This is a genomic window from Anaerovibrio lipolyticus DSM 3074, assembly GCF_900141865.1.
Lineage (GTDB): Bacteria > Bacillota > Negativicutes > Selenomonadales > Selenomonadaceae > Anaerovibrio > Anaerovibrio lipolyticus.
In genome coordinates, this window is the sequence record NZ_FQYW01000010.1 from 91,832 (window position 1) to 117,072 (window position 25,241).

A 25,241-nucleotide genomic window follows, 5' to 3' on the forward strand; every position below is an offset into this window, starting at 1 on the left:
ATTATAAATCACCATAATCCTTTACAATGCGGTCCGCAATCTGTTCCGGAAGAAGACCACAAAGCTCCAGAAGCTCAGGGCAAGAGCCCTGTTCGATAAACTTATCCTCTATGCCAAAACGCATAATCTTAGCGGTATTGATACCGGCATCTGCCAAATATTCCAAAACGCCGGAGCCAAAGCCCCCAGCCAGTGCATTTTCCTCCAGGGTTACCACAAGGCGGGCATCCCTTACCAGCTCATCAATGAGACCAGTATCCAGAGGCTTTACAAATCTCATGTTCACAACAGTGGTGTAAATATCCTTTTCCTTTAGGATTTGTGCCGCCTTTACAGCCTGCTTTACCATACTGCCAACAGCAAGTAATACTATTGCTTTGCTATCTCTGGAAAGAATTTCTCCCCTGCCGATTTCAAGCTGCTCAAAGCCCTCATTCACGGGTACCCCTGTGGCAGAGCCCCGAGGATAACGCACACTGATAGGGCCATTGTAATTTGCTGCTGTATAAAGCATATTCCGCAGCTCATTTTCATCCTTAGGAGCCATTACCACCATGTTAGGAATGTGACGCAAATAGGAATAATCAAATACGCCATGATGGGTCGGGCCATCAGCACCCACAAGACCACCACGGTCAAGGCAAAGGGTAACAGGCAGATTTTGCAGACAAACATCGTGAATTATCTGATCGTATGCCCGCTGGGCAAAGGTGGAATACAATGCCACAAATGGCTTGCCACCAACTGCCGCCATTCCAGCTGCCATAGTCATGGCATGCTCCTCTGCAATACCCACGTCAAAAAAGCGCTCCGGATACACCCCAGAAAACTTCTTTAGGCCAGTGCCAGATGGCATAGCCGCCGTAATTGCCGTAATATTATCATACTTTCCCGCCAGCTCGATAAGAGCATCACTGAAAATATCCGTATAAGAAGGAGGTGCCCCCTCCTTTTTTATCATTTCACCAGTGTCGCAGTTAAATTTTCCCACCCCGTGGAACTTATGGGGCTGATTTTCTGCAAAGGAATATCCCTTTCCCTTGGTGGTTCGCACATGAATAAGCACAGGGCCCTCAATGCCCCTAGCCTTTTGGAAAATCTCCTGCATTTTTTCAATGTTGTGACCATCAATAGGTCCAACGTAGGTATATCCAAGGGACTCAAAGACACTGCCCGGAGTCAAAAGGGCATAAATACCATCCTTAACGGAGCCCGCTGCGTTCCATACAGTTTCGCCAATCCCAGGGAACCCCTTTAAAAATTCCTGCAGCTCCTTCTTTGCCTTGTTATACTGGGGCATAATGCGAATATGGCTCAAGTACTCTGACATAGCACCCACATTTTTATCAATGGACATCTCATTGTCATTAAGAACCACAATCATATTCTTGCCAATGGTTCCGCCATAGTTAAGGCCTTCATAGGCCTCACCACCAGTAAAGGCCCCATCACCGATTACCGCAATAACGCTATAATCCTGCTTGCGAATATCCCGCTCAATGGCCATACCCACTGCAGCAGAAATGGAGGTACTGGCGTGACCCACACCAAATGCATCGCACTTTGATTCTGAGCGTTTAGGGAAGCCTGTAATGCCCCCCTTGGTGCGCAAAGTGCTAAATCTTTCCTTACGACCAGTGAGAATTTTATGGGAGTACGCTTGATGCCCCACATCCCATACTATCTTGTCTTTTTCAGGGTTGAATACACTGTACATGGCCAAAGTCAGATCCACAGTACCAAGACTAGGTGCCAAATGACCACCATTGGCAGCACATGTATTTATAATTTTGCCTCTGATTTCGCCAGCCAGAGTTTTCAGTTCCTCTAAGCTGCACTTAGCCACATCAGAAGCACTGTTTATTTTTTCCAATATGTTCTCAGACATAGTGTGGCTCCTTAATTACTTATTTCTCTTTAATAGATATTCCACAAGCTCCCGTAAGAAGGTGGCCTTGTCACCAAACATTTCCAAGGCATCGACGGCTTCTGCCACAGTATCAGCCGCCAGCTTTTTGGCTTCATCCAGGGATGTAAGGGACACATAGGTGGATTTGTCATTACGCTCATCACTGCCCACAGGCTTGCCGATAACCGCTTCATCACCAATAACATCCAGAATATCATCAGTAATCTGGAAAGCAAGGCCGAAGCAATCAGCATAAGTGGTAAGGGCCGCCAGCTCCTCGTCAGAGGCCCCGGCCACAATAGCGCCACTTCTGATGGCAGCTCTAAATAAAGCTCCGGTTTTGCCAGTGTGCATCTTCTTTAATTCTTCAAGACTAAGGGATTTTTGCTTGCCCTCAGCCTCCAAATCAATGGCCTGTCCCCCCACCATACCATTAGGGCCAGCACCAATGGACATTTCCCGAACTACCTTTAACAGCACATCTGCCGGTAAATTGTCCTGACGAAGCATTACCTCAAAGGCCTGGGTCAACAGGGCATCTCCAGCCAAAATGGCCATACCATCACCATACACCTTATGGTTGGTCAGCTTGCCACGGCGATAATCATCATTATCCATGGCAGGCAAATCATCATGAATAAGGGAATAGGTGTGAATCATTTCGATGGCACAGGCAATATGAATAAAATCAGTGCCCTTGGCACCAATGGCATCAGCCGCCGCCATAACAAGAATTGGGCGCAATCGCTTGCCACCTGCAGTGAGGCTGTATTTCATGGATTCACAAAGAGTTGGGTTCAATGCCTTATCTTCCTGAAGCTCCTCCACCAGAGCTTTTTCTATTAGCTTAATTCGTTCATTCCACTGAGTCTTGTCCACAATTATTGTCCTCCCTTAAGCTCCAAAGGCATTTCCACTACTTTTCCATTCTCTTCGCTGAGGATGACATTCATCCTGTCCTCAACTGATTTCAGTTCAGCCAGACATTTTCTGGAAAGCTCCATGCCCAATGTATAGTTATCAATAACATCCTTCAGGCTTGCCTCGCCACTTTCCAATTTATCTACAATCTGTTCCAACTCCGCCAGATTTTCCTCAAAGGAAGCCTCTTTTTTCCGTGGCATCGAACTACTCCTCCCTTATTGCCTTAACCTGGGCATCAAACTGCCCTCCATTAAGCTTTACAGACACAATATCATCAACCTTTATATTGCTGATATCACTGACAATAGTGCCCTTTTGGTCATGAACAATACCATAACCCCGTCTGATAACTCCCAGAGGATTTATCAGCTCCAATTTTTCCATATCGTGAAGCAGCTGGTTTTTTTTCTCCTTCACCAGCTGAATTGCTATCTTGTTTAATCTCGACTGCAAATTATCCAGCCTCATACTGCTTGATTCCAGCATACGAAGGGGCTGGGTAAACACGAAGCTGTCCATAATAGCTTCCAGACTCCGTCTGGAGTCCTTAATACTTGTAACAGCCGCCATCTGCAGTCTTTCTCTGGCAGTATTTATGCGCTGAATTACCTCAGACACATCCGGCACTGCCAACTCCGCCGCCTGGGATGGGGTAGCTGCTCTCTGGTCAGCCACAAAATCCGCCAGTGTAAAATCCGTTTCATGGCCCACAGCAGAAATCACAGGTATTCTGGACTTAAAAATAGCCCGAACCACCGCTTCCTCATTAAATGACCACAAATCCTCCATAGAACCGCCACCACGGCCTACTATGAGCACATCCACAGGATATTTGGTATTGAAAAAATCAATACCATGGGCTATCTGCTCTGCTGAGCCTGCCCCCTGCACCATAACAGGATAAAGGGCCAGTCTTATTGACGGCATACGTCGCCTTGACACCGTATAAATATCCCTCAGCACTGCCCCCGTTGGCGATGTAACAATACCAATGGTTTTTGGATAGGCGGGTAAACCCTTCTTAATTTCAACATCAAAAAGGCCCTCCTGGGAAAGGCGCTCCTTCAGCTGCTCAAAGGCCAGAGCCAGCTCTCCTACACCATCTGGAGCCATACGGCTGACGTAAAACTGATACTTGCCGTCACGCTCGTAAACCTCCACACTGCCAGTGGTCAGCACCTGCATATCGTTTTCAGGACGAAACCTCAGACGTTCCGCATAGCTTCGCCAGATAACGCACTTTAAAATAGAATCCTTATCCTTCAGATCAAAGTAGCAATGGCCGGAGGAATACTGCTTAAAATTGGAAATCTGTCCTCTGATAGTGACATTGTGCAGGGCCAGATCATTCTTTAAAAGTCCCGCAATATATTTAGTTATCTCAGAAACACTTCTGATAACAGCCATATTTCACCCGAAAAAGCATATTCTAAAACACAGAAAACGGGCCGCACCCAAAAATGCGGCCCTAGATCTTATACACGAGCAATAGCTCCCAGAATACCATTTACAAAACGGCTGGACTCATCACTGCCAAACTTCTTGGCCAGCTCAACTGCCTCATTAATAACGATATTAGGAGTCAGCTTCTCCTCGCAGAACTTAAGCTCATAAACAGCCATACGGGTAATATTTCTATCTACTCCGGCCATACGCTGCAACTTCCACTCCTTGGAGCTATTGGTAATCATTTCATCAATGGACTCCTGATTATCAAGAGTACCATTTACCAGCCCCTTCAGAAAATCCATGTCCTTGCTGCCCAGCTTAACATCCTCATCCTTTGCAAAGACAGCAGCATCAATGGCATTCTGTCTTGCCTGAGCTACGTCCATACCTTCATCCAACGGATTCATATCCAACTGAAACAAAGCCTGAAGTGCTACCTCACGAGCTTGTCTACGACTCATACTTATATTCCTCGATTCTTAAACAAAATAATATATTTGGCTATCAGCGCCACCGGTGAATATCCCGGGGAACGGAATCCCGGATATTATCTATAAAGCTACCGCCCTTATCAATATTCTTACCGATAAAGCAGCCTATAAAGCCACAAATGACCACAAACATGACACTCCAAAAGCCAAAGAGCAAAATGCCCACAGCAATCAAAATGCCACCAGCTATCCCCATAAGGGTTCCTGGACGTCTTTCACACTGACGGCGAAAAGCGTTGGCCAAAGCCTGCTTCAAACTGATTTCGTTATCCATTCAGACACCTCCATTACTTCAGTCGTCTTTTCTTGACAACCACACCGCTGGAAATACTCTGAACGGAAACCACAACATTAAAATTAGAAATACATGCTATGTCAGTCAGGTATTTGCTTGACTGGGTACGAACATCATCAGAAATGTTTGCTATACTGCGCTCCTGCCCCACCTCAAGCTTAACATCCAGATTCAGACAGTCGCCCTTTTCCTTGTCCTGCTTCAAAAGAGCCTTGACCTTTGCTTCACGTACACCACGCACACCACCGGAAATTCGCTCTATCATACCCTTTATGGCGTTAATGGAAACGTTCACATCTCCCTCTGTACCGTGTACCAGCACAATATCTCCCGTGGCCAGTTCCTTGCTGCCTTTACCAGCAAAGGAGCAAAACAACAGATGAATGCTGATGATAAACACAACAGCAGCAACAGCACCTGTCTGCCACTGTGTTACAGCAAACTGATACTCGTTGAGAAGCACTCTTTCCGGAACCACATTAAATACCAGTAAAACGACCCCCAGGCTTACTACACCAAAAAGCAAGGTGTACAAAAACAGCAGGAATCTGTTAAATACTCCCATTAAACTGCCCCCTAGCGGATCTTTCTGGTTTCTTCCTTATTTTCTTCTTCTCCGAAATCCACGCCCTGAACGTGAACATTGACCTCGATAACGCTCAGCCCGGTCATGGTCTCGATCTGCTTCTTTACGTTCTCCTGAACAGCAATAGCCACATCTGGAATACGCTCACCATATTTAATAATGATGTACAAATCAACACGGGCTTCCTTTTCGCCTACTTCTACCTTAACGCCCTTGGAAAGATTTTTTCTGCCCAGAAGCTCAGCAATGCCCCCGGCAATGCCGCCGCTCATTCCGGCTATGCCAGGAATCTCCAGGGCAGCAATACCGGCCATCATGCTGACAACCTCATCGCCAATGCGAACAGAACCTAAACCGTCATCAATTTTAATCATTTCGTCTGCCATACAAATACCCCCCCAATCAATAATTATGCATAATATTACTTGCTTATCATTATACCAAACATGTAGTTGATATTCAAGAAATGTGCATATCATGTATAAAAGATTCGAAAAAAGAAAAAGCTGTAGAAAATGTCGCAACATTTTCCACAGCCCAAAAGTAATCTTAATTAAATATTATGCACGCTCGATGTAAGCACCGGTACGGGTATCGATGCGGAGTACATCACCCTCGTTAATAAAGAGAGGTACACGAACTGCATAGCCGGTCTCCAAAGTTGCCATCTTGGTAGCACCAGTAGCAGTGTTGCCCTTTACGCTTGGCTCGCACTCAGTAACCTTCAGCTCTACGGAATTAGGGAGAGTTACACCAATTACGCGGCCCTTGTAGGACTGAATAGCAACCTCCATGTTCTCCTGAAGATAGTTCAGAGCATCACCCAGCTGCTCCTTGTTCAGCTCAGTCTGCTCATAGGTCTCGTTGTCCATGAAAGTGTACATGCCGTCAGTCTCATAGAGGAATGCCATGCGGGCAGTATCCAGACGAGCCTGAGGCATCTTTTCGTTAGGGTTGAAGGTACGCTCAACAACAGCACCAGTTTCTACATTCTTAATCTTGGTACGAACGAAGGCTGCACCCTTACCTGGCTTAACGTGCTGGAAGTCTACTACCTGCCATACGCCACCATCAATCTCAATTGTCAAACCTGTACGAAAATCTGTACTTGTAATCATTAGAAAAACCCTCCAATTTAATTTGCAAATTAATTTTTTATATTGACCTCATCCACCGCCCTTACAGGACTAGCTTTGCGTCGCAAGCGGTCCCCCTTCCCCAGAGGGGAAGGCAAGGGTAAGCTATACATCCTCACATATAATTAAAATGTAAGCTCCATTAGCTCTTTAGAAGATGATGTAAGCACATCATTTGATGTGTCTGTAACCAGTACTGTATCCTCTATGCGGACACCGCCCCAGTCCGGGATGTATACCCCTGGCTCCACTGTAATAAGTGTGTTGGGCTGTAATGCCTCACAGGTGCTGCGCGGTGAAAGTGTAGGTGCCTCATGAATCTCCAGCCCCAGACTGTGTCCCAGACCGTGGCCAAAATATTCTGCATATCCTTTATCATAAAGATATTTTCTGACCTCACCATCCACAGATTTCCCTGATGCTCCAGGTCTCACCAGGGACACCCCCAGCAGCTGGGCCTGAAGCACAGCATCGTATATATCACGCTGCTTGGAATCTGCATGACCAACGCAAATGGTACGGGTAATATCGGAGTGATACCCCTCATACACAGCACCGTAGTCCATTGTAACAAATTCCCCTGCATTAATCAACTTTTCTGTTGCAGTTCCATGGGGAAGACTTCCCCTTTTTCCAGAGGCCACAATAGTGGCAAATGCCGGCCGTTGGGAGCCCAAGGAACGCATAACCCCTTCAAGACGGGCTGCCACCTGATTTTCGCTTACGCCGGGCTTAATGAAGGTAATAATATCCTCAAAGGCCTTATCACTAATGGCTACAGCCTTTCTGATAAACTGCAGCTCCTGCTGGTCCTTTATCTGGCGGAGGCTGTTAAGCTCCAAGGAATTCAGCGAAGCCCCATCTCCCACCTGCTCTTTGATTTTTTCGTACCAATCAACTACCAAGGAGGCGCCTTCAAAGCCAATTTTCTTAAGACCAAGCTCCTTGATTACCTCGGATACTCTCAGCAAAAGGCCCTTTTCCTGTTTGGCAATTCTGTAGTCAGGAGCCTCATTTGCAGCCTGCTCCACATATCGAAAATCAGTTACAATAACCGCATCATCAGCAGAAACCACCAGCATGGTATCGTCACCGGTGAAGCCACTGAAATAATGGAGGTTTTCCTCCTTGCTTACAAGGACTCCATCCAAGCCCTTATCCTTTATATAATCTCTAAGTGCCCTAATTCTTTCCTTAACCACAAAAAACACTTCCTAATTAAGTCTTTGCTTGATTTTTCTCAACACCACCGCCATGGCGGCAAAGTAGCTGTCCACCCCAAAGCCAAGAATCTGTCCCATTACCACTGGTGCAATTACAGACTTGTGGCGAAATTCCTCCCGGGTATGAACATTGGAAAGATGAACCTCAATTACTGGTACATTTATGGCCGCAATGGCATCCCGAATAGCAATGCTGTAATGGGTAAAGGCCCCGGCATTTAAGATAATGAAATTGTAGCCCTTGGCTGGTGCCTGCTGAATGGTGTCCACAATGTCCCCCTCGTGGTTGGACTGGAAGAAATCAGCGGGTACCCCGTCAGCTGCCGCCTGCTTCTGCAGCATATCATTAATGTCTGCCAAGGTTTCATAGCCGTAAATTTCCGGTTCCCTGGTGCCCAACAGATTAAGATTTGGTCCGTGAATTACAAGAACTTTACCCATTTCATCATACTCCTTTTTATATATCTCTGCGCAAGATGGTATATGGCTCCACTGGCTGGGCCATCTTCATTTTCACCAGCTGCTGGGGATGAGGTGCCACGTCAATGAGCTCCCCTTCATCATTATACATCTCATCCAAAATCATGCGATAGCCTGGAAGGTTGGGCTGAAATACCTCGATTTCCTGCCCCTTCTTCATATTGTTGCGCTGCTCCACCATGGCATAGCCGGTGGCCTCATCATAGGAAAGAACCAGCCCCACAAAATCTGAGGTCTGTTCATAGGAGGTGGTGCCGTATATCTGGTCATCCTCCGTTGGCTTGTTATAGTAAAAGCCGGTGGTGTACTGACGGTGAGACACCTTTCCCAGCTCATCAATCCACTCCTGCTTCAGCTCAAAATGCTCCGGGTCCTCACAATAGCTGTCAATGGCAGCCCTATAGGCCTTAACGATGCTGGCGGCATAATGAACGCTTTTCATGCGCCCCTCGATTTTCAGGCTGTCCACACCGCTGTCAATAACATCCCCAATATGAGGCAGCAGACACATATCCTTGGAATTAAAGAAATAAGTACCTCTGTCATCCTCCTCAATAGGAAAATACTGGCCGGGACGCTTTTCCTCCACCAACGCATATTTCCAACGGCAGGCCTGGGCACAGCTGCCACGATTGGCATCACGGCCCGTCATATAGTTGCTCATAAGGCAACGGCCGGAATAGGAAATACACATGGCACCATGAACGAACATCTCCAGCTCCACAGGGCATTTTTCGCGAATTGTTCTGATTTCCCCCAAGGACATTTCTCTGGCCAGCACTACACGGGAAGCTCCCATATCCGCCCAGGTGTTTACGGTGACCCAGTTGGTATTGTTGGCCTGGGTGCTGATGTGAATATCCGTATCTGGTGCGTACTTCTTGGCCAGTGTGAAAATCCCCAAATCAGCTATAAGCATGGCATCAACCTTTATCTCATTAAGGTATGCCAAATACTCCGGCAGCTTTTCCATATCATTATTATGGGGAAAGATATTTACAGTGACATATACCTTTCTCCCCAGCTTGTGGGCAAAGTCCACAGCCTCCTTCAGCTCATCATAGTCAAAGTTGCCTCCAAAGGCCCTAAGTCCAAAGGCCTTGCCTCCCAGATATACGGCATCAGCACCATATATCAGAGCCATCTTAAGTTTTTCCATATTACCGGCGGGGGCCAGTAATTCAGGCTTTTTTATCATCTATTGTTCTCCTTGGGCAACCGCTGGCTTACTGCCAGACCGTCGCCGTCCTCACGAATTACAGTTTCAAATTCATTATTCTCGCTGACCAGGGAAATATACTCCCGCAGTCTTTTCACTATGGTCTTAAAGCGACGGGGACACTCTGCAGCCCCCCGTACATATCCACGAAACAGCACGTTATCCGCCAGCACCATGGCATTCTCTGTCAAAAGGGGATATACCTTACGGAAATAATCTGGATATTGTCCCTTGGCAGCATCAATAAACACAAAATCATATTTACCGGAGAGCTTCAATATATTCTCCCCTGCATCCCCGATATGTATTCTGATGCGGTCCTTATAAGCAGATCTGTCTATATAGGCTCTGGCTATATCTGCCCGCTCCTGGGAAAGCTCCAGAGTATCTATTTCCACATCATCTGCGGAATTATGGGCAATGAGCAAAGCTGAATAGCCGATGGCCGTACCGATTTCCAGTACACGGTGGGGCTTCTTTTGACGAACCATCTCCAGCAGTACCGGCATTCCCTTTTCATTTATAATGGGAACGTGATTACTGCGGCCGTATTCCTCCATTTCCCCAATTAAAGCCTCAAATTTTTCCATTAACGAACCTCCGACACGATGGCCAGATGCTCATCATAGGTATTGCTGTAATAGTTTTTACCCTGTCTGTCAGCCACAAAGTAGAGATAATCAGTAGACGCAGGTCTAAGGGCAGACTTCAAGGCCTTCAGCCCCGGGCTGGCTATAGGTCCAGGTGGTAAGCCGTAGTTCTGATAGGAATTATATGGTGAATCTATCTTGGTATCCGCAATGGATACGTCCTCCTTGATTTCCGCCATTACATACTGAAGGGTGGCATCACTCTGGAGAGGCATGGAGATATTCAGACGCTTCCACAGCACCTGGGAAATAATAGGCATGTCCTCCTCATAGCGGGCTTCCTTCTCAACAAGGGAAGCCATGGTAACCAAATCATAAATAGAAATATCCCTGGCTGCCGCCTCTTTTCTCATATCTGCAGTAAGCTTGTTATCAAACTCGTCTATCATGCGATTCATAACATCCTTGGCAGTGGCGTCACTGGCAAAATCGTATGTATCCGGAAACAGGAAGCCCTCCACCCGATAAACGGTATCCTTATGCTTTTCCATGTAATCATAAGGAGCATAATCCTTGGCCAGCTCCAAAAATTCCTTTTCGGTGCAAACACCATACTCATCAAGACGCTTGGCAATGTCCTTTACCCCATAGCCCTCAGGAATTGTTACCCTCACAGCCACAGTATTGCCGTTAATAAGAACCGACAGGGCATCCGCCGCACTCATATTCTTGGCAAGGGCAAAGGTTCCCACCTTGAACTTTGAATCAGCCCCATTTAATTTTGTGGCAATCCAAAATTTGGTGGTTGAGCTGATAACGCCCTTCTTTTCCAGCTCCTTGCCTATGTCGGCACTGCTCATTCCCTTGGCCACATGAATATATACCAAATCCTTTTTGCCGTCCATATTCATAGGACTGCCCAGCCTAAAGGAAAAGAACATTATTCCAAAAAACAAAACAAATACCACCATAAGGCCGGAAACAGCTATGATGATATTTCTCTTTTTCTTTTTTATTTCTTCCTCACTTGCCTTGGCATCATACGAAATACTCTCAGTTACGATGTCTTTTAATGAATCCTTCAGATTCTTAAAATCCACAGTGTTCACCCCATAATCTTTTCATATATCCATAGTTACAGATAGTAATATAATATCATAGTCCATAGGAAAGCACAAAAATAAAGACAGATTTTTACCACAAAAAAGACGGCTGCTTCAAAAGCAACCGCCCTTAATTCAGGAAGATTATTCAGCCTCTGCCTCGTCCATAATCTTGTTGTACTCAACTACAACTGCATCGAACTCTTCCTCAGGAAAATCCACAATGTACTCGTCCTCGCCATTCTCGTCCTTTACGATCTTGGCAATGGTAACATTTTCTTCCTCGTCAAAGTCCTCGTCCTCCTCCACATTGAGGCCCACCAGCAGTGCATATTCAGCACCATTTAAAGGAATACGCATTTCCTCTGCGAAATAACGCTCATTCCCCTCATCATCCTGAAAGGTAACAATAATATCATCATCCATATAATCTTCAGGTACATTTTTATTATCTGCCATGCTTTTCTCCTTTTTGGTTACATGACCCTAAGGTCACGAATTAACTCGGTAAACAGTGGAATTTTACCCTATAGTAATACCATTGTCAACCATTACCGTCAAGCCACCCCTGCAGAATAAATACCGCTGCCATCTTATCTATAACCTTCTTGCGTTTCTTACGGCTCACATCAGCCTCAATAAGGGAGCGGGTAGCCGCCACAGTAGATAATCGCTCATCCCAAAGAATAATATTGGCATCCGGGATAGCTTTCTTGACCTCCTCACAGAATTCCTTTACAAACTCACAACGGGGACCCTCGGTGCCATTCATATTGCGGGGATAGCCCACCACCATTTTGGTGGTTTCGTACTCTGCCGTCAGTTCCTTGATACGATTAATATCATCCTCCATGGTTGTTCTGCGAATGGTTTCCACGCCTTGGGCAGTCATTCCCAGAAGATCACTGACAGCAATTCCTATTGTTCTATCTCCCACATCAAGGGCCAAAGCTCTTTCCATTATTTCTTCTCCAAATATGATCTGATTAATTCTTCCAAAATCTCATCCCGCTCCAAAGTGCGAATCTTCTTGCGTGCATCCTCAAAGCTGGTAACATAGGTTGGATCACCTGACAAAAGATACCCCACCAACTGATTAATTGGGTTATAGCCCTTCTTTTCCATGGATGAGCAGGTGCTCTTTATAATATTCTCTGCCTTATTCTCATCTGCACCGAAACGGAACATCATAGTTTCTTCACTAACCATATTTACACCTCCGATTTTGTTTCATTCATGATAATAGTTTAACACATGAATCTGAAAAATAAAAGAATGAGCCCCATAAAGCTGAAGCCCATTCTCTAGTATTGGCAATCTGCCTAATTATTTATCTGCTGAAAATTAAATTCCAACTACCCAGGTTACAAAATAAACTACCAATGGAATAGTTACAAATGCGATACCAATAAAATCGATAATTGCACCAGTATGAAGCATCTTGGTAATTGGAATATATCCCGTGGCATATACGATGGCATTTGGCGGTGTAGAAACTGGAAGCATAAAGCCCAAGGAAGCTGCCAAAGCAATGCCAATACAAACAGGAACCGGGCTAAGACCGGCTGACATGGCAGCTGTAATGGCCAAAGGACCGATCATATTGGTAGCCGCCGTATGGGAGGTAAGCTCTGCCAGCAACAGTGCCAATACAGAGAAAATTGCCACAATGCTTACCTGGGAAACGGAACCACCAAGACCACCGATAATCAGGTCACCAACCCATGCGGAAAGACCAGTCTTATACATCATGGAACCCATGGCAAGACCGCCACCAAAGAGGATAAGAGTACCCCACTCAATACCGTCCTTGGCTTCATCCCACTTAATAGTGAATTTCCTTTCGCTGAAATCCACAGGAATAATAAAGAGCAGCAGAGCTCCTGCCATGGCAGCAATGGCCTCTGGGAATAATCTGTTATACATTGTAAGAACGGGTGAAGTTGTACCCAAGGCAATGCTTAATATACCAGGGGTAACCCACAGTATTACGGCTACAATAAAGCAAAACAGAGTATTTTTCTGGGCTCTTGTCCATTCTCCCAACTCTTTGGTACGCTGAGCAATAAATTCTTCTGCCCCCTCAATCTTGTCCACATCAGGTGGGAACAGCTTCATCAGCACCACATAAGCAATGACAAAGTATACCACCATGGCTATAAATCCCCAAGTCATCCACTCAAAGAAGGAAATGTGAATATTGGCCATCTGATCCAAGAAACCCAACATAATCAGGTTTGGCGGAGTTCCGATAGGGGTAAGCACACCACCGATGGAAGCCGCATAGGCCGTCATAAGCATAAGTCCTGTAGCATATTTATAATCTGATAAATCAATATCCTTTCCGTTGGCCGCCATCATATCCTTAATGGCACCCAAGAGGCCCAAACATATTGGCAGCATCATGGCAGCGGTAGCAGTATTGCTGACCCAGCCAGAACAAAGGGCTGCGGCAAGACCAATCGCCAAAAAAATCCTTCTTGGGTTTGAGCCTACCCAGGACATGGACAACAGCCAATAGGAAAATCTTTTATCCAGCCCGTGAAGCATCATTGCCTTGGCCAGAATAAATCCACCCATGAAAAGGAAAATCATAGGATTCGCAAAGGCGGCAAAGGCATCTGAGGCCTTAACCACGCCCGTGATAACAGCCAACACTGGGCCAATAAGAGAAGTAACTGGAATTGGAACCGGTTCTGTAATCCACCACAATGAAACCAATACCATTATGGAAAGCAGCTTATGTGCTTCCACCGATAGCCCGCCTATTGGCGTAAAAAAAATTAAGATAGCCAATATGGGGGCGCCAAACATACCGATAGTCTTTCGCTTTCGGTCGAAGGCCTGCTCTGCCCTTTTTATTTCCAGGGCTTCCTGACTAAGTTTTCGCATCGCTTCACACCCCTTTGTATATATAATTCATCATACATTATATATTGAAGTGTATTCGACATTATTTCTTTTTTTCCTACAAAAATACAAATAATATAAAATAAAATTTATCATTGTATTATTAAGAATAGTTAACGCATAATAATAAACCATTTGACATAATTAAATATACAATAGTATAAATAATAATGTATAACCAAATACAAAATCCATCTCGTCTAATTCGGGAATGAGCCATAACTCAGAAAGGATTGATACAATATGAAGAACTTTATTTTGAATCATTTCCAAATTGAACAGCGAAATACTTCTATAAAAACTGAATTACTGTGTGGACTTCTAAATTTTTTCGCCATAATGTATATTATAGTGGTAAATCCAGCCCTCTTTGAACACGCCGGTATGAATTTTGGTGGCGTATTCCTGGCAACGATTTGTGCAACTGCCATCGGCTGCTTTTACATGGGTATGATGGCAAATTATCCCATAGTTATTGCACCTGGTCTTGGCATAAATGCTTATGTTGTCTATACAATAGTTGTATCCAGGGGATACAGCTGGCAGGATGCCTTAGGCTGCTGTTTTGTGGCATCTGCCATTTTTTTGGTTTTAAGTCTCACATCATTCCGGGAGCAGCTTGTTAACTCCATTCCTGAATGTCTGAAAATTGGTATTACCGCCGGTATAGGACTGTTTGTTGCCTTTATCGGATTGAAAAGTGGCGGACTTGTGGTGGAAAACCCGGACACCTTTGTAACCATGGGCAGCCTTGCGGATCACGGCACTGCCCTTACTGCTATTGGTGTTCTTCTGTGTCTTATATTATCTATTTTAAATGTACCTGCAGCTATGCTATTGGGTATGGTAATTATGGCTATAGTTGCCTGGACACTAGGAATGCTTCAATTACCTTCAGAACTGATATCACTGCCATCAAACATTGGCTCCACAGTGGGAGGCCTGGAATTTGACCGAATACATGAGATGATACCTATTATAATGGTAATTCTGCTGGTAACCATGTTTGATACAACCGGAACCATGATAGGTGTAGGCAAACAGGCAAAAATCGTAAAAAACGGCGTATTTCCTCATTTGCGCAGTGCCCTTATGGCAGATGCTTTTGCCAGCTTCTGGGGCACATTGCTGGGAACCGGCCCCTGCTCCAGCTTCGCTGAGTCCTCCGCCGGTGTTATGGCGGGTGCACGTACTGGTTTGGCGGCAGTAACTACCGGTATATTATTTCTATCACTGATATTTATCTTCCCCCTGGCTCAGGCCGTAGCCTCTGTACCAGCCATAACTGCTCCAGTCCTTATTATTGCTGGTATACAGATGTTCAGTGAAATCAGCACTCTGGACTGGGAAGAAAAACGAACACTGTATCCATCTGTTCTGGCCTGCATTATGATGCCCCTCACCTACAGTATCACTAACGGTGTTGCCTTCGGCATGATAAGCTATGTTGCCATCACCATTGCTGCCGGCAAATATAAGGAGATTCATCCATTGCTTTATCTGTTCAGCATCTGGTTCCTGTTGGACTTCTTGCATATACTGTAAGTAACTAGCACGTCAGTTAATAAAAAGAAATTAATAACCACAAATTAAAAGCGGAGCTGCTTATATTGAAATAAGTAGCCCCGTTTTTTATCTTTAATAAATTTTATTTCTTTGCTACATCAACGACTTCATCACTAAAATAGGAATCTGTCAAAGCCATACCCTCTGGAACATCGGCATCGCGTGGCATAAACAACCCTTTAATACCAACAGCCTCATTGTTAGCCTTCTTTTCAACAGGAACAACGGTCCAGAATACCACATCGGCCTTCTTGGAGGTCAGAGTAGCAGCTCTGCCACCACTGGCAACCTGTACTACCTCAATGCTGCATCTCAGCCGTTTACCAATTTCAGCCAAAATAGCTGTGTTAAAGCCTGCTGCACTTCCATCAGCCTTAACTAAATCAAGTGGAGGTAAATCACCAGTTACAGCGATTCTCAAAGGAACATCCCCTGGCTGGAATGGCAAGGTTACTGCAGGTGGCTCCTCACCCTTCTTCAGCGCGGTAACATATTCCTTGGACAGCTTTTCTAAGGTGCCATCGGCCTTCATATCAGCGATAACCCGATTCAAATCAGCCTGTAATTTTTCATCCTCTTTTCTGACACCAAAGCAGAATTCATCCATTGGATGATCAGCAACTTCCTTTACTACCAAATTATTATTGCGGTCTGTCAAATAAGATGCCACACTCTTATAAATTCTCATGGACTGAATGTTACCGGCATCCAAGGCCATCTGCATAGCGGAAAGATTATCATAATAAGTAACTATCATTGCCTGACCGGATGACTCTTTTTCCTTTAATAAACTATTCAGCTTATCTTCGCTAAGATTTTGTCTTGTCAGCAAGCCAACCTTGACAATATTTTTCCCATCCTGATTATTATCCTTTTGGGCAGCCTGTTGACCACCGCATCCCACCAGAACGGCCCCTGCAAGGGCACAACCTAATAAAATTGTAGCCGCTTTTTTCCAATTCATTTTTCTTTCCTCCTCAACCTAAAATTAATTTCCTGCAACTTCAACACGCACCCGGTTCTTTCCACCCTCATGGGTGTAAGAAATACTGGATACCCGTTTTTTCAACAGGGTGATACCAATATGCTCCATACCATCCTCATCCTGACTTTCAGCCAAAATCGGGTCGTAGGCAACACCACCGCTAACAATTTCCAAGATGATGCAATCCATGGCCTGAGCATAAGTCACATCCAGCTTAAGGTCCACCTCCTCATCGTCGGCAAAGCTGCCATGGAAAAATTCATATATCAGCTCCTCGCTGGAAAGCTGGAGCAAATAAGTATGCTTATCATTAATACCATATTTTTCCGCAAAGCTCCATATTCCCCCCTGAAGCTTCATCAGGTCAAACTCCGACCGTTTGGAAATTTCATAACTAAAGAATGTATGCTTGCGTATAAAAGAAATGGTTTTTTCCCTCTCTGGAGAATTGAAAATCTCCTCCGGCGGGCCCTGCTCGTATATCCCATGATCAGCAAAAAACAATACGCGATTTGCCACTTCCTGAGCAAATTTCATTTCATGGGTAACGATAATCATGGTCAGTTTTTTCTTTGCCAGCATCCGAATAACCGCCAACACCTCGCCTACCATCGTAGGATCCAAGGCACTGGTTGGTTCATCCAGCAGCAACACCTTTGGCTCCATCATAAGAGCACGACAAATGGCAATACGCTGTTGCTGACCACCTGACAAAACTGTAGGATATACATGGGCTTTAGAAGCCAAACCCACCTGAGTCAGCAAGGACATAGCCTTTTTCTCCGCCGTCTGACGGTCCATGCCTAAAAGATAGGTTGGTGCCAGGCACAAATTATCCATCACATTGTAATGGGAAAAGAGATGAAATTTCTGGAATACCATACCCATCTGACGGCGAATAAGGTCAATATTAGCTCCCTTGGCTGTAATTTCCTCACCACCAATGGTTATATGACCTTCATCCGGTACCTCCAAAAGATTCAAACAACGCAGGAAAACGCTTTTACCACAGCCCGAGGCCCCGATAATGGCAATCCGCTCTCCCTCCTGAACACTGAGGTCAACATTGTTTAACACCTGTAAGTCCCCAAAGGCTTTGGACAGGCCCTTTACATCAAGAATGCCCATTTATTCCGCCACCTCCCTCTTATCCCGCCATTCCAGCCAGGCGAAAATTCCATACACGCAATAGGATATGGCAATATAGATAATCATTCCGCCAAGTATAGTTATCATTGGCTGCATGGTTCTGGAGGCCGTATTATAAATAACACGGGTAAGATCAGTGATAGTCACATAGCCTACTACGCTGGTCCATTGAATCAGGTTCACTATGGTGGACTGATAAACTGGTCTGGCAATGTGCATCATCTGAGGCAGGGTCACCAGTCGAAAAGCCTGGATACGGGAAAAGCCAAGGGTTCTGGCTGCCTCCACCTGTCCGAAATCAGTGGCCATAATGGAGGAACGGAACAGCTCAGCCACATGGGCCGCCGTATGAAGGGCAAAGGCAAGAATTGCCACCACTATTGGTGCAAGTCCGCTTTGGGCCAACACGCCGTAAAATAGCAGCATCAATAACATCAGCACTGGACATCCTCGTACCAAAGCAATGTAGCCTGCTGTCAAAAATCGCATAGGCCTGTTTTTTCCCATTCGGAAGAAGCACAGCACAGCCCCCAGCAAGGTTCCCAATACAAGGGCGGCCAAGGAGATTTCCACAGTTACCAAAAGGCCCTTACAGATAGTAGCGAAGGCACCGTTGGCAATAAATATTTGATATATTGTATCCATAATATATGATGCCTCCAATCTGTTTTCTATTCTCAATTTACTTTATTTCTTTATTATTTTTCGACAAATAAATGGTAAATCCTTTAAAATGGACAAAAATTTGGCTAAAACAAAAAAAACGAAGCTATCTCCACACAGAAACAGCTCCGTTTAATTATTCACTATGTACTTATCCCAGCTTCTGGGCCAAAATCTGATTTACAGTCTGTGGGTTGGCTTTGCCCTTGGACTGCTTCATTACCTGGCCAACGAGAGCACCAATGGCCTTCTTGTTGCCGGACTTGTAGTCCTCAACGGCCTTCTGGTTAGCCTCGATAACCTTGTCAACGATTTCCTCGATAGCCTTGGTATCAGTAATCTGTACCAGGCCCTTATCCTTAACAATCTTCTCTGGACTGTCTGGACTCTTCCACATTTCCTCAAATACCTTCTTGGCAATCTTGGAGGAAATGGTTCCCTTGCTGATAAGACCAATCATCTCACCCAGACGCTTTGCGTCAACCGGGGAATCGGAAATTTCCAGGCTTTCAGCATTCAAATTCTTGGACAAATCACCCATAATCCAGTTTGCTGCCAGCTTGGCATCAGCACCAGTCTCAATAACCGCATCAAAATACTCAGCCATTTCACGGGAGCTGGTAATGATGCCAGCATCGTATGCAGAGAGACCAAACTGCTCCTCCAGACGGGCCTTACGGGCATCTGGGAGCTCTGGCAGAGACTTTCTGAAGGCTTCGATTTCCTCGTCAGTAGTGATAATAGGCACCAAATCCGGCTCTGGCATGTAACGATAATCATGGGCATTTTCCTTGCTGCGCATGGAAAGGGTAATGCCGCGGTCAGGGTCCCAGGTACGGGTCTCCTGAATAATGTGACCACCATCCTCAAGGACCTCCTCCTGACGCTCAATCTCGTAAGTCAGGGCTTCTTCCACAGCCTTAAAGGAGTTAATGTTCTTCATCTCAGTACGGGTACCCAGAACATCACTGCCAGCAGGACGGAGAGATACGTTAAGGTCAGCACGGAGATTCCCCTCCTCCATCTTACAGTTGGAAACATCAATGTACTGCAAGATTGATTTAACCTTCTCCATATAGAGACGGGCTTCCTCAGGGGAAGACATATCCGGCTCGGATACAATTTCAATAAGAGGCACACCGGTACGATTGTAGTCTACATTGGATGTATCGGAATCCTTAATGGTGTTTCCGGAATGAACCAGCTTACCGGCATCCTCCTCCATGTGAATACGGGTGATGCGAATGCGCTTGGTTTCACCATTGCTCTTGGTAATATCTACATAACCGTTCTCGCAGATTGGCAAATCATACTGAGAGGTCTGCCAGTTCTTTGGAAGGTCAGGATAATAATAGTTCTTACGGTCAAATTTGGAGAATTTATTAATCTCACAATTCAGGGCCAGACCTGCCTTAATGGCAAATTCCAGAACCCGCTTGTTAAGGGTTGGCAATACCCCCGGAAGACCAAGACATACAGGGCACACATGGGTGTTGTGTTCAGCACCAAAGGTAGTAGCACAGCCACAGAAAATCTTGGTATTAGTTTTTAATTCACTATGGATCTCAAGTCCAATAACTGCCTCATAGCTCATGCTTAGTTACCTCCCAACTGAGCGCGGTCATTATGGTATGACTGGCTCTGCTCATAAGTGTAGGCCACACGGAGGATAGTCTCCTCATCCAAGGCCTTACCAATAATCTGCAAACCGATTGGCATATTGTCGGAGCTGTAACCGCATGGTACGGAAATACCTGGGAGACCAGCAAGGTTAAGAGGAACAGTGCAGGCATCCTGCAAATACATTTCCAGTGGGTTGGAAATCTTCTCACCAATCTTATAGGCAGGGGTTGGTGCAGTAGGACATACAATTACATCCACCTGCTCAAAGGCCTTATCGAAGTCCTCCTTAATAAGGCGACGAACCTTCAGGGCCTTCAGATAATACGCATCATAGTAACCAGCACTAAGGGCGTAGTTACCAATCATAATACGGCGCTTAACCTCCTCACCCAAATATTGGGTACGGGTCTTGGTAATCATCTCAACCAAATCAGCGGCATCCTCAGCACGCTCACCATAGCTTACGCCGTCATAGCGGGCAAGATTGGTGGCAGCCTCAGCCGGGGAAATAAGATAATATGTAGAAATTGCATAATCGGTATTTGGCAGGGAAATCTCAACGATTTCAGCACCCAGCTCCTTCAGCTTATCAATAGCCTCACGAACGGTCTTTTCCACATCAGGGTCGATGCCCTTTACGAAGTATTCCTTAGGAATACCCACCTTCAGGCCCTTAACATCCTCCACCAGAGCCTTTGTAAAATCAGGTACTTCCTCATTTACGCTGGTGGAATCCATTTCATCACGGCCGGAGATAATATTTAAGATATGAGCACAGTCAGTAACATCCTTGGTTATAGGTCCAATCTGGTCCAAAGAGGACGCATAAGCCACCAGACCATAACGGGATACACGGCCATAGGTTGGCTTCATACCTACAACACCGCAGAAGGATGCTGGCTGACGGATGGATCCGCCAGTATCGGAGCCCAGGGCCCATACAGCAGTACCAGCAGCAACAGCAGCGGCACTACCACCGGAGGAACCACCAGGAACACACTCAGTATTCCATGGATTGCCGGTTTTCTGGAAAGCGGAATTCTCAGTAGAACCACCCATGGCAAACTCATCCATGTTGGCCTTACCAATAATAACAGGATTCTGAGCCTTCAGCTTGGTCATAACAGTTGCATCATAAGGAGCAACGAAATTCTGCAGAATCTTGGATGCACAGGTAGTCTTTACCCCCTTGGTGCAGATGTTATCCTTAATGGCGCCAGGGATACCTTCCAAGAAGGAAATGGTCTCACCCTTGGCAATCTTCTCATCTACGGCCTTTGCCTGGGCAATAGCCACGTCACGGGTAATGGTCAGATAAGCCTTAACATCACCCTCCACCTCATCAATACGGGCCAAAACTGCTTCAGTAAGCTCCAGTGAGGTTATTTCTTTATTAACAAGCATGTCGTGCAGGACATGTGCTGGCTGTTCAAATAATTTCACAGTGCTGCCTCCTAGTTTAGTCTTCCAATACCTTTGGAACCTTGAAATATCCATCTTCCTTCAATGGTGCATTGGACAAAGCCAAATCACGATCAAGGGATTCCTTCACCACGTCCTCACGGAACACATTGCTGATAGGCAATACATGGGCCAGTGGCTTAATGTCGTCGGTATTAACGGCGCTCAGATTGTCAAAATACTCCAGCACATCATTGAGCTGCTGGGTGTACTGAGCCTCCTTGTCAGCAGGAATATCCAGACGGGACAATACTGCTACATTTTCCATATCCTTCTTGGTAACCTTCATTTTATCACCATCCAAATCATATATTTGATATAGATTTCATTGTTTAAACACAGAAGCAATTATACCATAATATCGGGCTAATTTAAACCGCCCAATTTATATGGGGAAAACTTTTTCGGCTTCATTACTTCGTCCTGGCATGTACTATAGTTTCTGATGCTTCTTTAATATTAAAAAGGACTGCCGAAGCAGCCCCTTCAAATATTATTTTCTTTTCATTCTTATGGCCCAACGCCAAAATAGCATTACAGCTACGGGTCTTTACATGGGAACCAGTTTCCACATTCATGGAGCCACACCCATATTGGTATAGGTTGCCAAGCCGTCAGTGCCCGCGTTACTTGAGTTGGCCAAGCCCTCCACGGCTACTCCGGCTCCCCCTATCCACAGGGAAACAGCCAAGGCAGAGCCGCCTGTCCCTTTAATCCTTTCCAGCCATTACCATTAGCAACTTTACGATTGCTGATGTCCCCCCTAGTGGACTATCATACTTCCATGTAGTCATTTTTCATATCCTCCTCTATGATAATTCGTAATGTGGAATTAGAAATAGCTCACCTCATCCGTCGAGCATGGCTCGACACCTTCCCCTAGAGGGGAAGGCAAAATAACTTTAGGCATTATTTATAATCAACCTGTGCCTGATCACGTTTACCATAGATAATACGGACGATATTCACCTGATGTTTCACTTCATCTATCAAAAAATAAATCAAATAGTTTCGGACTACCATAGCATGTATGCCTTGTTTTTTCCAATAATCTTCACGTGCAAGAGGAATTCTGTCCGGCAAAAGGTCAAGAGAAACAATGGCACTTTCTAAATCCACCAGTACAGCCTCCGCAGCTTGTGGTGATTTCAATTCATACAATATATATGATGAGATGTTCCCCAAATCCTTTTTTGCTTCGTCAGAAAGTCCAATCTTATACTGTTCCATTTAGTCCCAGTTCCCTCCTGATTTCCGCAAAGACTTCATTTACAGGCGTAACTTTCCCTTGCCGTATATCTTCCATACCTCGTTCAAGCATTGCGTCGAATTCCTCGTTGGTCATTTCGTCCCTTGCCTTCGGGCGGGCAACATGAATGCGTCGTTCAATCGTTTCCTTAGTTGCCTTAAGCATGAAGTCTGGTACGCTAAGATTCTCTTTCGCAGCATATCGTTCAATTAAAGCCTCATCAGCCGCATCCAGCGCCAGAGTATATGTCATATTGACCTCTCCCTTCTTTTTGTTATATTTTCTGACTTTATTATACTTTTTATTATTATACCACATCAGGCAATATTATATTAATATATTTTCATATTTTTGTTAATAAAAATATACATATAGCATAAGTCTATTATATTTTTATGCCTTATTATGAAAAAAATTAAGGACTGCACGAAGCAGTCCCTAAATAAATCTATTATCTTAAATATGGAATACCGCAGAAAGTCCCCCGGTGAAATGCATCTGAGTGCGACACAATTTATATATTTCCAGGTGGACTCGACACCTGCATTGGCCAGCATTATTTTCCGAATACATAACGTGTATGAATCATTGCTTTCCCTTCATAGTTTGGACAGTTAGAATCAATTATATGAAAAGTATGGCGCCGTTGTTCGCCAGCGGGAATATACAAATTTATACCGTCAAAATAGCTCCAGCCTTTCCATATAAGTTGTCCGTTCGGATCGTCAAATTCCGCCTCAATAATGCCTTCCTTAATCGTAACCCCTTCCTTATTATTGTTGGTAATAGTCACCATGAGACTGGCTTTACCACCGAACATCTCAAAGCGAGGCACATCAAGAACAAGATTGCTCAGCTCATTTTTGACTGCAACTTCCTGTGTTTCTTGTTGTTTTTCCTGCTGCTTTTCTTGCTGTGTATCTTGCTGTTTTTCTGTCTGTTTAAGCTGCGTTTGTTGCTGTTCCGGTTGCTTATCCGCTACACCAGTTTTTTCCCCACTATCGCCACAGCCGAAGGAAACGAAGGCCGCTGTAACAATAAGACCAATTGCAATTAACTTTTTGAGATTCATGAATCTCTTCCTCCTTTATATAAATGACGCTGCCGAAGCAACCCTATTTGTTCATTTTATACGGAATACCGCAGAATGTCCACCGGTTAGTCCCTGCTTTTTCCCATCAATGTCCTGTTGAATGTCCTGTTTTGATGGTGAAACATCCTTGTTTTCCATGACAATTGTTTTCCAAAAGTTCATTGTAAAAAGTATTGACTATTAGCAAAACAAACAAGGGACAGTTGCCATATTAGGCAGCTATCCCCCTGCTTTATCATATATTAAGTTGCATTATCCCATTTCTTCCTTTAGTGCAGCCCGCACCTTATTTAAAATATCCAGATGCACACTCATAGGCAGTCTGTCCACCGTAGGTACATTTTGGCGGGTGCAGCCGTCCACGCTGCCGGCGGCCACTATGGCCTTTATGAGCTTCTTTTCCATATCCTTGTCCGAAAGGAGATTTTTCCCATGCTTTAGGCTGAGAAGGGCGCATATCCCCCAGCCCCACCAGTTGGATACACCTGATACCAACGGTATTTGGGCGCACTCATAGGCACAGATTTCCACTCCATGGGGCACCTTGGACTCAATAACATCCCGCAGGGCTCCCATGCCGATTTCATTGCCCCCGTCCCCAACTGAGATGGTAATCACCCCACGCTTTTTTGCCTCGTCAATAATGCAGGAGCAATCCGTCAGCATATCGTCTATTATCTTGCCCCCCATATTATGATAGTGTCCGTCCCTGGCCTTCCCCGGCCGCTCAAGGGTTATAAGATGGGTGGGCTTGAATTTGTTCAGCATGCGGATAATAAAGGCCTCCGTGTCCTCGTAGGGAATTAGGGTGGGCGGAGTCTTGCAACCAATGGTTTTAAGTGCCGCCTCAAAGGGCCTGTACCCCTGACTATCCGTCATGGGCATAACAGATATCCCCAGCTTCTCCAGGGCCACGGCAATATTTGCTGTCCCCAATGGGCCATCCGTTTCCCCTATCCATTTATTTTCCCCCAGACGGGTGGGAAAGCCAGTCAAAAGCATAACCCTTTCCACACTGTCCAGAGCCTTGTCCAATTCCTTCACGGGATTTGGGGGCATGGAGGGAATCAGTCCTCTTCCCCCCGGATCTTCCTTCATTATACTGTCCAGCTTCTCATAAAAAGTCATGACGCTCAC

At 45.3% G+C, this 25,241-nt stretch carries 30 protein-coding genes and 1 pseudogene; 1 reads left to right on the plus strand and 30 read right to left on the minus strand.

Translation table 11 applies throughout. The features are described from left to right. Nucleotide 1: 1 nt before the first annotated feature. The 18 genes from dxs to B6K08_RS06860 all read right to left on the minus strand — a co-directional run bounded on the left by dxs (nt 2) and on the right by B6K08_RS06860 (nt 14,297). Nucleotides 2-1,888 carry a 1-deoxy-D-xylulose-5-phosphate synthase gene (dxs, locus tag B6K08_RS06775; RefSeq protein ID WP_080325762.1) on the minus strand — a complete coding sequence of 629 codons (1,887 nt, stop codon included), beginning with the start codon at nt 1,886-1,888 and terminating at the stop codon, nt 2-4. Nucleotides 1,889-1,903: 15 nt separating this feature from the next. Next, nucleotides 1,904-2,788 (minus strand): polyprenyl synthetase family protein, encoded by an 885-nt coding sequence (locus tag B6K08_RS06780; protein WP_234985274.1) that lies wholly within the window; start codon nt 2,786-2,788, stop codon nt 1,904-1,906. 2 nt (nt 2,789-2,790) lie between these two features. Beyond that, nucleotides 2,791-3,033 (minus strand): exodeoxyribonuclease VII small subunit, encoded by a 243-nt coding sequence (xseB, locus tag B6K08_RS06785; protein WP_080325763.1) that lies wholly within the window; start codon nt 3,031-3,033, stop codon nt 2,791-2,793. Nucleotides 3,034-3,037: 4 nt separating this feature from the next. Further along, a complete protein-coding gene (gene xseA / locus B6K08_RS06790) occupies nt 3,038-4,240 on the minus strand; it encodes an exodeoxyribonuclease VII large subunit (RefSeq protein WP_080325764.1) in 1,203 nt (400 codons plus the stop codon). 68 nt (nt 4,241-4,308) lie between these two features. Next, on the minus strand, nt 4,309-4,743 hold the full coding sequence (gene nusB / locus B6K08_RS06795; RefSeq protein ID WP_027397061.1) for a transcription antitermination factor NusB: 435 nt from the start codon (nt 4,741-4,743) through the stop codon (nt 4,309-4,311). Nucleotides 4,744-4,786: 43 nt separating this feature from the next. After that, on the minus strand, nt 4,787-5,047 hold the full coding sequence (locus B6K08_RS06800; RefSeq protein ID WP_051555430.1) for a DUF2273 domain-containing protein: 261 nt from the start codon (nt 5,045-5,047) through the stop codon (nt 4,787-4,789). Nucleotides 5,048-5,060: 13 nt separating this feature from the next. Continuing rightward, the gene (gene amaP, locus B6K08_RS06805) at nt 5,061-5,633 is read right to left on the minus strand and encodes an alkaline shock response membrane anchor protein AmaP (RefSeq protein WP_080325765.1); all 573 of its coding nucleotides are present in this window, start codon (nt 5,631-5,633) and stop codon (nt 5,061-5,063) included. A gap of 11 nt (nt 5,634-5,644) precedes the next feature. Next, on the minus strand, nt 5,645-6,040 hold the full coding sequence (locus tag B6K08_RS06810; RefSeq protein ID WP_027397058.1) for an Asp23/Gls24 family envelope stress response protein: 396 nt from the start codon (nt 6,038-6,040) through the stop codon (nt 5,645-5,647). A gap of 174 nt (nt 6,041-6,214) precedes the next feature. Continuing rightward, nucleotides 6,215-6,772: an elongation factor P gene (efp, locus tag B6K08_RS06815; RefSeq protein WP_039208017.1), complete on the minus strand. Its 558-nt coding sequence runs from the start codon at nt 6,770-6,772 to the stop codon at nt 6,215-6,217. A gap of 143 nt (nt 6,773-6,915) precedes the next feature. After that, complete coding sequence (locus tag B6K08_RS06820; RefSeq protein ID WP_143254858.1) at nt 6,916-7,992, minus strand: M24 family metallopeptidase; 1,077 nt, start codon at nt 7,990-7,992, stop codon at nt 6,916-6,918. Nucleotides 7,993-8,004: 12 nt separating this feature from the next. Next, a complete protein-coding gene (aroQ, locus tag B6K08_RS06825; protein WP_027397055.1) occupies nt 8,005-8,454 on the minus strand; it encodes a type II 3-dehydroquinate dehydratase in 450 nt (149 codons plus the stop codon). A 16-nt stretch (nt 8,455-8,470) separates the two neighbouring features. Continuing rightward, nucleotides 8,471-9,691: a peptidase U32 family protein gene (locus tag B6K08_RS06830; protein WP_080325766.1), complete on the minus strand. Its 1,221-nt coding sequence runs from the start codon at nt 9,689-9,691 to the stop codon at nt 8,471-8,473. Beyond that, on the minus strand, nt 9,688-10,302 hold the full coding sequence (locus B6K08_RS06835; RefSeq protein WP_080325767.1) for an O-methyltransferase: 615 nt from the start codon (nt 10,300-10,302) through the stop codon (nt 9,688-9,690). The genes B6K08_RS06830 and B6K08_RS06835 overlap by 4 nt, the downstream gene beginning before the upstream one ends. Further along, entirely contained in the window at nt 10,302-11,402 is a 1,101-nt protein-coding gene (gene mltG / locus B6K08_RS06840) for an endolytic transglycosylase MltG (RefSeq protein ID WP_143254859.1), read from the minus strand. Before mltG ends, B6K08_RS06835 begins: the two co-directional genes overlap by 1 nt. Nucleotides 11,403-11,549: 147 nt before the next feature. Then, a complete protein-coding gene (locus B6K08_RS06845; RefSeq protein WP_080325768.1) occupies nt 11,550-11,864 on the minus strand; it encodes a DUF1292 domain-containing protein in 315 nt (104 codons plus the stop codon). Between the two features lie 85 nt (nt 11,865-11,949). Beyond that, nucleotides 11,950-12,366 (minus strand): Holliday junction resolvase RuvX, encoded by a 417-nt coding sequence (ruvX, locus tag B6K08_RS06850; protein WP_080325769.1) that lies wholly within the window; start codon nt 12,364-12,366, stop codon nt 11,950-11,952. Continuing rightward, the gene (locus B6K08_RS06855; protein WP_027397049.1) at nt 12,366-12,614 is read right to left on the minus strand and encodes an IreB family regulatory phosphoprotein; all 249 of its coding nucleotides are present in this window, start codon (nt 12,612-12,614) and stop codon (nt 12,366-12,368) included. The genes ruvX and B6K08_RS06855 overlap by 1 nt, the downstream gene beginning before the upstream one ends. Before the next feature lie 135 nt (nt 12,615-12,749). After that, nucleotides 12,750-14,297, minus strand: coding sequence for an SLC13 family permease (locus B6K08_RS06860; protein WP_080325770.1), 1,548 nt, complete (start codon nt 14,295-14,297; stop codon nt 12,750-12,752). 261 nt (nt 14,298-14,558) lie between these two features. Here B6K08_RS06860 and B6K08_RS06865 point away from each other — a divergent pair, with 261 nt between their 5' ends. Then, on the plus strand, nt 14,559-15,860 hold the full coding sequence (locus B6K08_RS06865) for an NCS2 family permease (protein ID WP_080325771.1): 1,302 nt from the start codon (nt 14,559-14,561) through the stop codon (nt 15,858-15,860). 103 nt (nt 15,861-15,963) lie between these two features. Here the strand turns inward: B6K08_RS06865 and B6K08_RS06870 are convergent, their stop codons facing one another. The 12 genes and pseudogenes from B6K08_RS06870 to B6K08_RS06915 all read right to left on the minus strand — a co-directional run bounded on the left by B6K08_RS06870 (nt 15,964) and on the right by B6K08_RS06915 (nt 25,232). Further along, nucleotides 15,964-16,845 carry a transporter substrate-binding domain-containing protein gene (locus B6K08_RS06870; protein ID WP_080325772.1) on the minus strand — a complete coding sequence of 294 codons (882 nt, stop codon included), beginning with the start codon at nt 16,843-16,845 and terminating at the stop codon, nt 15,964-15,966. A 423-nt stretch (nt 16,846-17,268) separates the two neighbouring features. After that, nucleotides 17,269-17,988, minus strand: a pseudogene (locus B6K08_RS14055) (amino acid ABC transporter ATP-binding protein); the annotation flags it as partial. 6 nt (nt 17,989-17,994) lie between these two features. Beyond that, nucleotides 17,995-18,660, minus strand: a complete 666-nt coding sequence (locus tag B6K08_RS06880; RefSeq protein ID WP_080325774.1) for an amino acid ABC transporter permease — start codon at nt 18,658-18,660, stop codon at nt 17,995-17,997. A gap of 169 nt (nt 18,661-18,829) precedes the next feature. Next, complete coding sequence (gene gatB / locus B6K08_RS06885; RefSeq protein ID WP_027397044.1) at nt 18,830-20,272, minus strand: Asp-tRNA(Asn)/Glu-tRNA(Gln) amidotransferase subunit GatB; 1,443 nt, start codon at nt 20,270-20,272, stop codon at nt 18,830-18,832. A 2-nt stretch (nt 20,273-20,274) separates the two neighbouring features. After that, on the minus strand, nt 20,275-21,744 hold the full coding sequence (gene gatA, locus B6K08_RS06890) for an Asp-tRNA(Asn)/Glu-tRNA(Gln) amidotransferase subunit GatA (RefSeq protein WP_080325775.1): 1,470 nt from the start codon (nt 21,742-21,744) through the stop codon (nt 20,275-20,277). A gap of 16 nt (nt 21,745-21,760) precedes the next feature. Then, on the minus strand, nt 21,761-22,051 hold the full coding sequence (gene gatC / locus B6K08_RS06895) for an Asp-tRNA(Asn)/Glu-tRNA(Gln) amidotransferase subunit GatC (protein WP_027397042.1): 291 nt from the start codon (nt 22,049-22,051) through the stop codon (nt 21,761-21,763). A 124-nt stretch (nt 22,052-22,175) separates the two neighbouring features. Then, nucleotides 22,176-22,340, minus strand: coding sequence for a hypothetical protein (locus B6K08_RS13750; protein WP_159446728.1), 165 nt, complete (start codon nt 22,338-22,340; stop codon nt 22,176-22,178). A gap of 331 nt (nt 22,341-22,671) precedes the next feature. Then, nucleotides 22,672-22,992, minus strand: coding sequence for a type II toxin-antitoxin system RelE/ParE family toxin (locus tag B6K08_RS06900; protein ID WP_080325776.1), 321 nt, complete (start codon nt 22,990-22,992; stop codon nt 22,672-22,674). Next, the gene (locus B6K08_RS06905; RefSeq protein WP_143254860.1) at nt 22,979-23,329 is read right to left on the minus strand and encodes a hypothetical protein; all 351 of its coding nucleotides are present in this window, start codon (nt 23,327-23,329) and stop codon (nt 22,979-22,981) included. The genes B6K08_RS06900 and B6K08_RS06905 overlap by 14 nt, the downstream gene beginning before the upstream one ends. 238 nt (nt 23,330-23,567) lie before the next feature. Continuing rightward, entirely contained in the window at nt 23,568-24,083 is a 516-nt protein-coding gene (locus B6K08_RS06910) for a hypothetical protein (protein WP_080325778.1), read from the minus strand. Nucleotides 24,084-24,134: 51 nt separating this feature from the next. Beyond that, a complete protein-coding gene (locus B6K08_RS14190; RefSeq protein ID WP_268761938.1) occupies nt 24,135-24,266 on the minus strand; it encodes a hypothetical protein in 132 nt (43 codons plus the stop codon). Nucleotides 24,267-24,356: 90 nt separating this feature from the next. Next, on the minus strand, nt 24,357-25,232 hold the full coding sequence (locus B6K08_RS06915; RefSeq protein ID WP_080325779.1) for a DUF4392 domain-containing protein: 876 nt from the start codon (nt 25,230-25,232) through the stop codon (nt 24,357-24,359). Nucleotides 25,233-25,241: the final 9 nt, after the last annotated feature.

What these genes read in the sequence shown, in the direction of transcription:
- efp (WP_039208017.1), bottom strand. Translation starts at nt 6,772, where the DNA reads ATGATTACAAGTACAGATTTTCGTACAGGTTTGACAATTGAGATTGAT.
- B6K08_RS06865 (WP_080325771.1), top strand. Translation starts at nt 14,559, where the DNA reads ATGAAGAACTTTATTTTGAATCATTTCCAAATTGAACAGCGAAATACT.
- ruvX (WP_080325769.1), bottom strand. Translation starts at nt 12,366, where the DNA reads ATGGAAAGAGCTTTGGCCCTTGATGTGGGAGATAGAACAATAGGAATT.
- B6K08_RS06810 (WP_027397058.1), bottom strand. Translation starts at nt 6,040, where the DNA reads ATGGCAGACGAAATGATTAAAATTGATGACGGTTTAGGTTCTGTTCGC.
- B6K08_RS06905 (WP_143254860.1), bottom strand. Translation starts at nt 23,329, where the DNA reads ATGTGGTATAATAATAAAAAGTATAATAAAGTCAGAAAATATAACAAA.
- nusB (WP_027397061.1), bottom strand. Translation starts at nt 4,743, where the DNA reads ATGAGTCGTAGACAAGCTCGTGAGGTAGCACTTCAGGCTTTGTTTCAG.
- B6K08_RS06855 (WP_027397049.1), bottom strand. Translation starts at nt 12,614, where the DNA reads ATGGTTAGTGAAGAAACTATGATGTTCCGTTTCGGTGCAGATGAGAAT.
- B6K08_RS06900 (WP_080325776.1), bottom strand. Translation starts at nt 22,992, where the DNA reads ATGGAACAGTATAAGATTGGACTTTCTGACGAAGCAAAAAAGGATTTG.
- gatC (WP_027397042.1), bottom strand. Translation starts at nt 22,051, where the DNA reads ATGAAGGTTACCAAGAAGGATATGGAAAATGTAGCAGTATTGTCCCGT.
- dxs (WP_080325762.1), bottom strand. Translation starts at nt 1,888, where the DNA reads ATGTCTGAGAACATATTGGAAAAAATAAACAGTGCTTCTGATGTGGCT.
- B6K08_RS06845 (WP_080325768.1), bottom strand. Translation starts at nt 11,864, where the DNA reads ATGGCAGATAATAAAAATGTACCTGAAGATTATATGGATGATGATATT.
- B6K08_RS14190 (WP_268761938.1), bottom strand. Translation starts at nt 24,266, where the DNA reads ATGAACTTTTGGAAAACAATTGTCATGGAAAACAAGGATGTTTCACCA.
- B6K08_RS06870 (WP_080325772.1), bottom strand. Translation starts at nt 16,845, where the DNA reads ATGAATTGGAAAAAAGCGGCTACAATTTTATTAGGTTGTGCCCTTGCA.
- B6K08_RS06830 (WP_080325766.1), bottom strand. Translation starts at nt 9,691, where the DNA reads ATGATAAAAAAGCCTGAATTACTGGCCCCCGCCGGTAATATGGAAAAA.
- B6K08_RS06880 (WP_080325774.1), bottom strand. Translation starts at nt 18,660, where the DNA reads ATGGATACAATATATCAAATATTTATTGCCAACGGTGCCTTCGCTACT.
- xseA (WP_080325764.1), bottom strand. Translation starts at nt 4,240, where the DNA reads ATGGCTGTTATCAGAAGTGTTTCTGAGATAACTAAATATATTGCGGGA.
- amaP (WP_080325765.1), bottom strand. Translation starts at nt 5,633, where the DNA reads ATGGGAGTATTTAACAGATTCCTGCTGTTTTTGTACACCTTGCTTTTT.
- B6K08_RS06800 (WP_051555430.1), bottom strand. Translation starts at nt 5,047, where the DNA reads ATGGATAACGAAATCAGTTTGAAGCAGGCTTTGGCCAACGCTTTTCGC.
- B6K08_RS06860 (WP_080325770.1), bottom strand. Translation starts at nt 14,297, where the DNA reads ATGCGAAAACTTAGTCAGGAAGCCCTGGAAATAAAAAGGGCAGAGCAG.
- B6K08_RS06915 (WP_080325779.1), bottom strand. Translation starts at nt 25,232, where the DNA reads ATGACTTTTTATGAGAAGCTGGACAGTATAATGAAGGAAGATCCGGGG.
- xseB (WP_080325763.1), bottom strand. Translation starts at nt 3,033, where the DNA reads ATGCCACGGAAAAAAGAGGCTTCCTTTGAGGAAAATCTGGCGGAGTTG.
- B6K08_RS13750 (WP_159446728.1), bottom strand. Translation starts at nt 22,340, where the DNA reads ATGAATGTGGAAACTGGTTCCCATGTAAAGACCCGTAGCTGTAATGCT.
- B6K08_RS06835 (WP_080325767.1), bottom strand. Translation starts at nt 10,302, where the DNA reads ATGGAAAAATTTGAGGCTTTAATTGGGGAAATGGAGGAATACGGCCGC.
- aroQ (WP_027397055.1), bottom strand. Translation starts at nt 8,454, where the DNA reads ATGGGTAAAGTTCTTGTAATTCACGGACCAAATCTTAATCTGTTGGGC.
- B6K08_RS06910 (WP_080325778.1), bottom strand. Translation starts at nt 24,083, where the DNA reads ATGAATCTCAAAAAGTTAATTGCAATTGGTCTTATTGTTACAGCGGCC.
- gatB (WP_027397044.1), bottom strand. Translation starts at nt 20,272, where the DNA reads ATGAGCTATGAGGCAGTTATTGGACTTGAGATCCATAGTGAATTAAAA.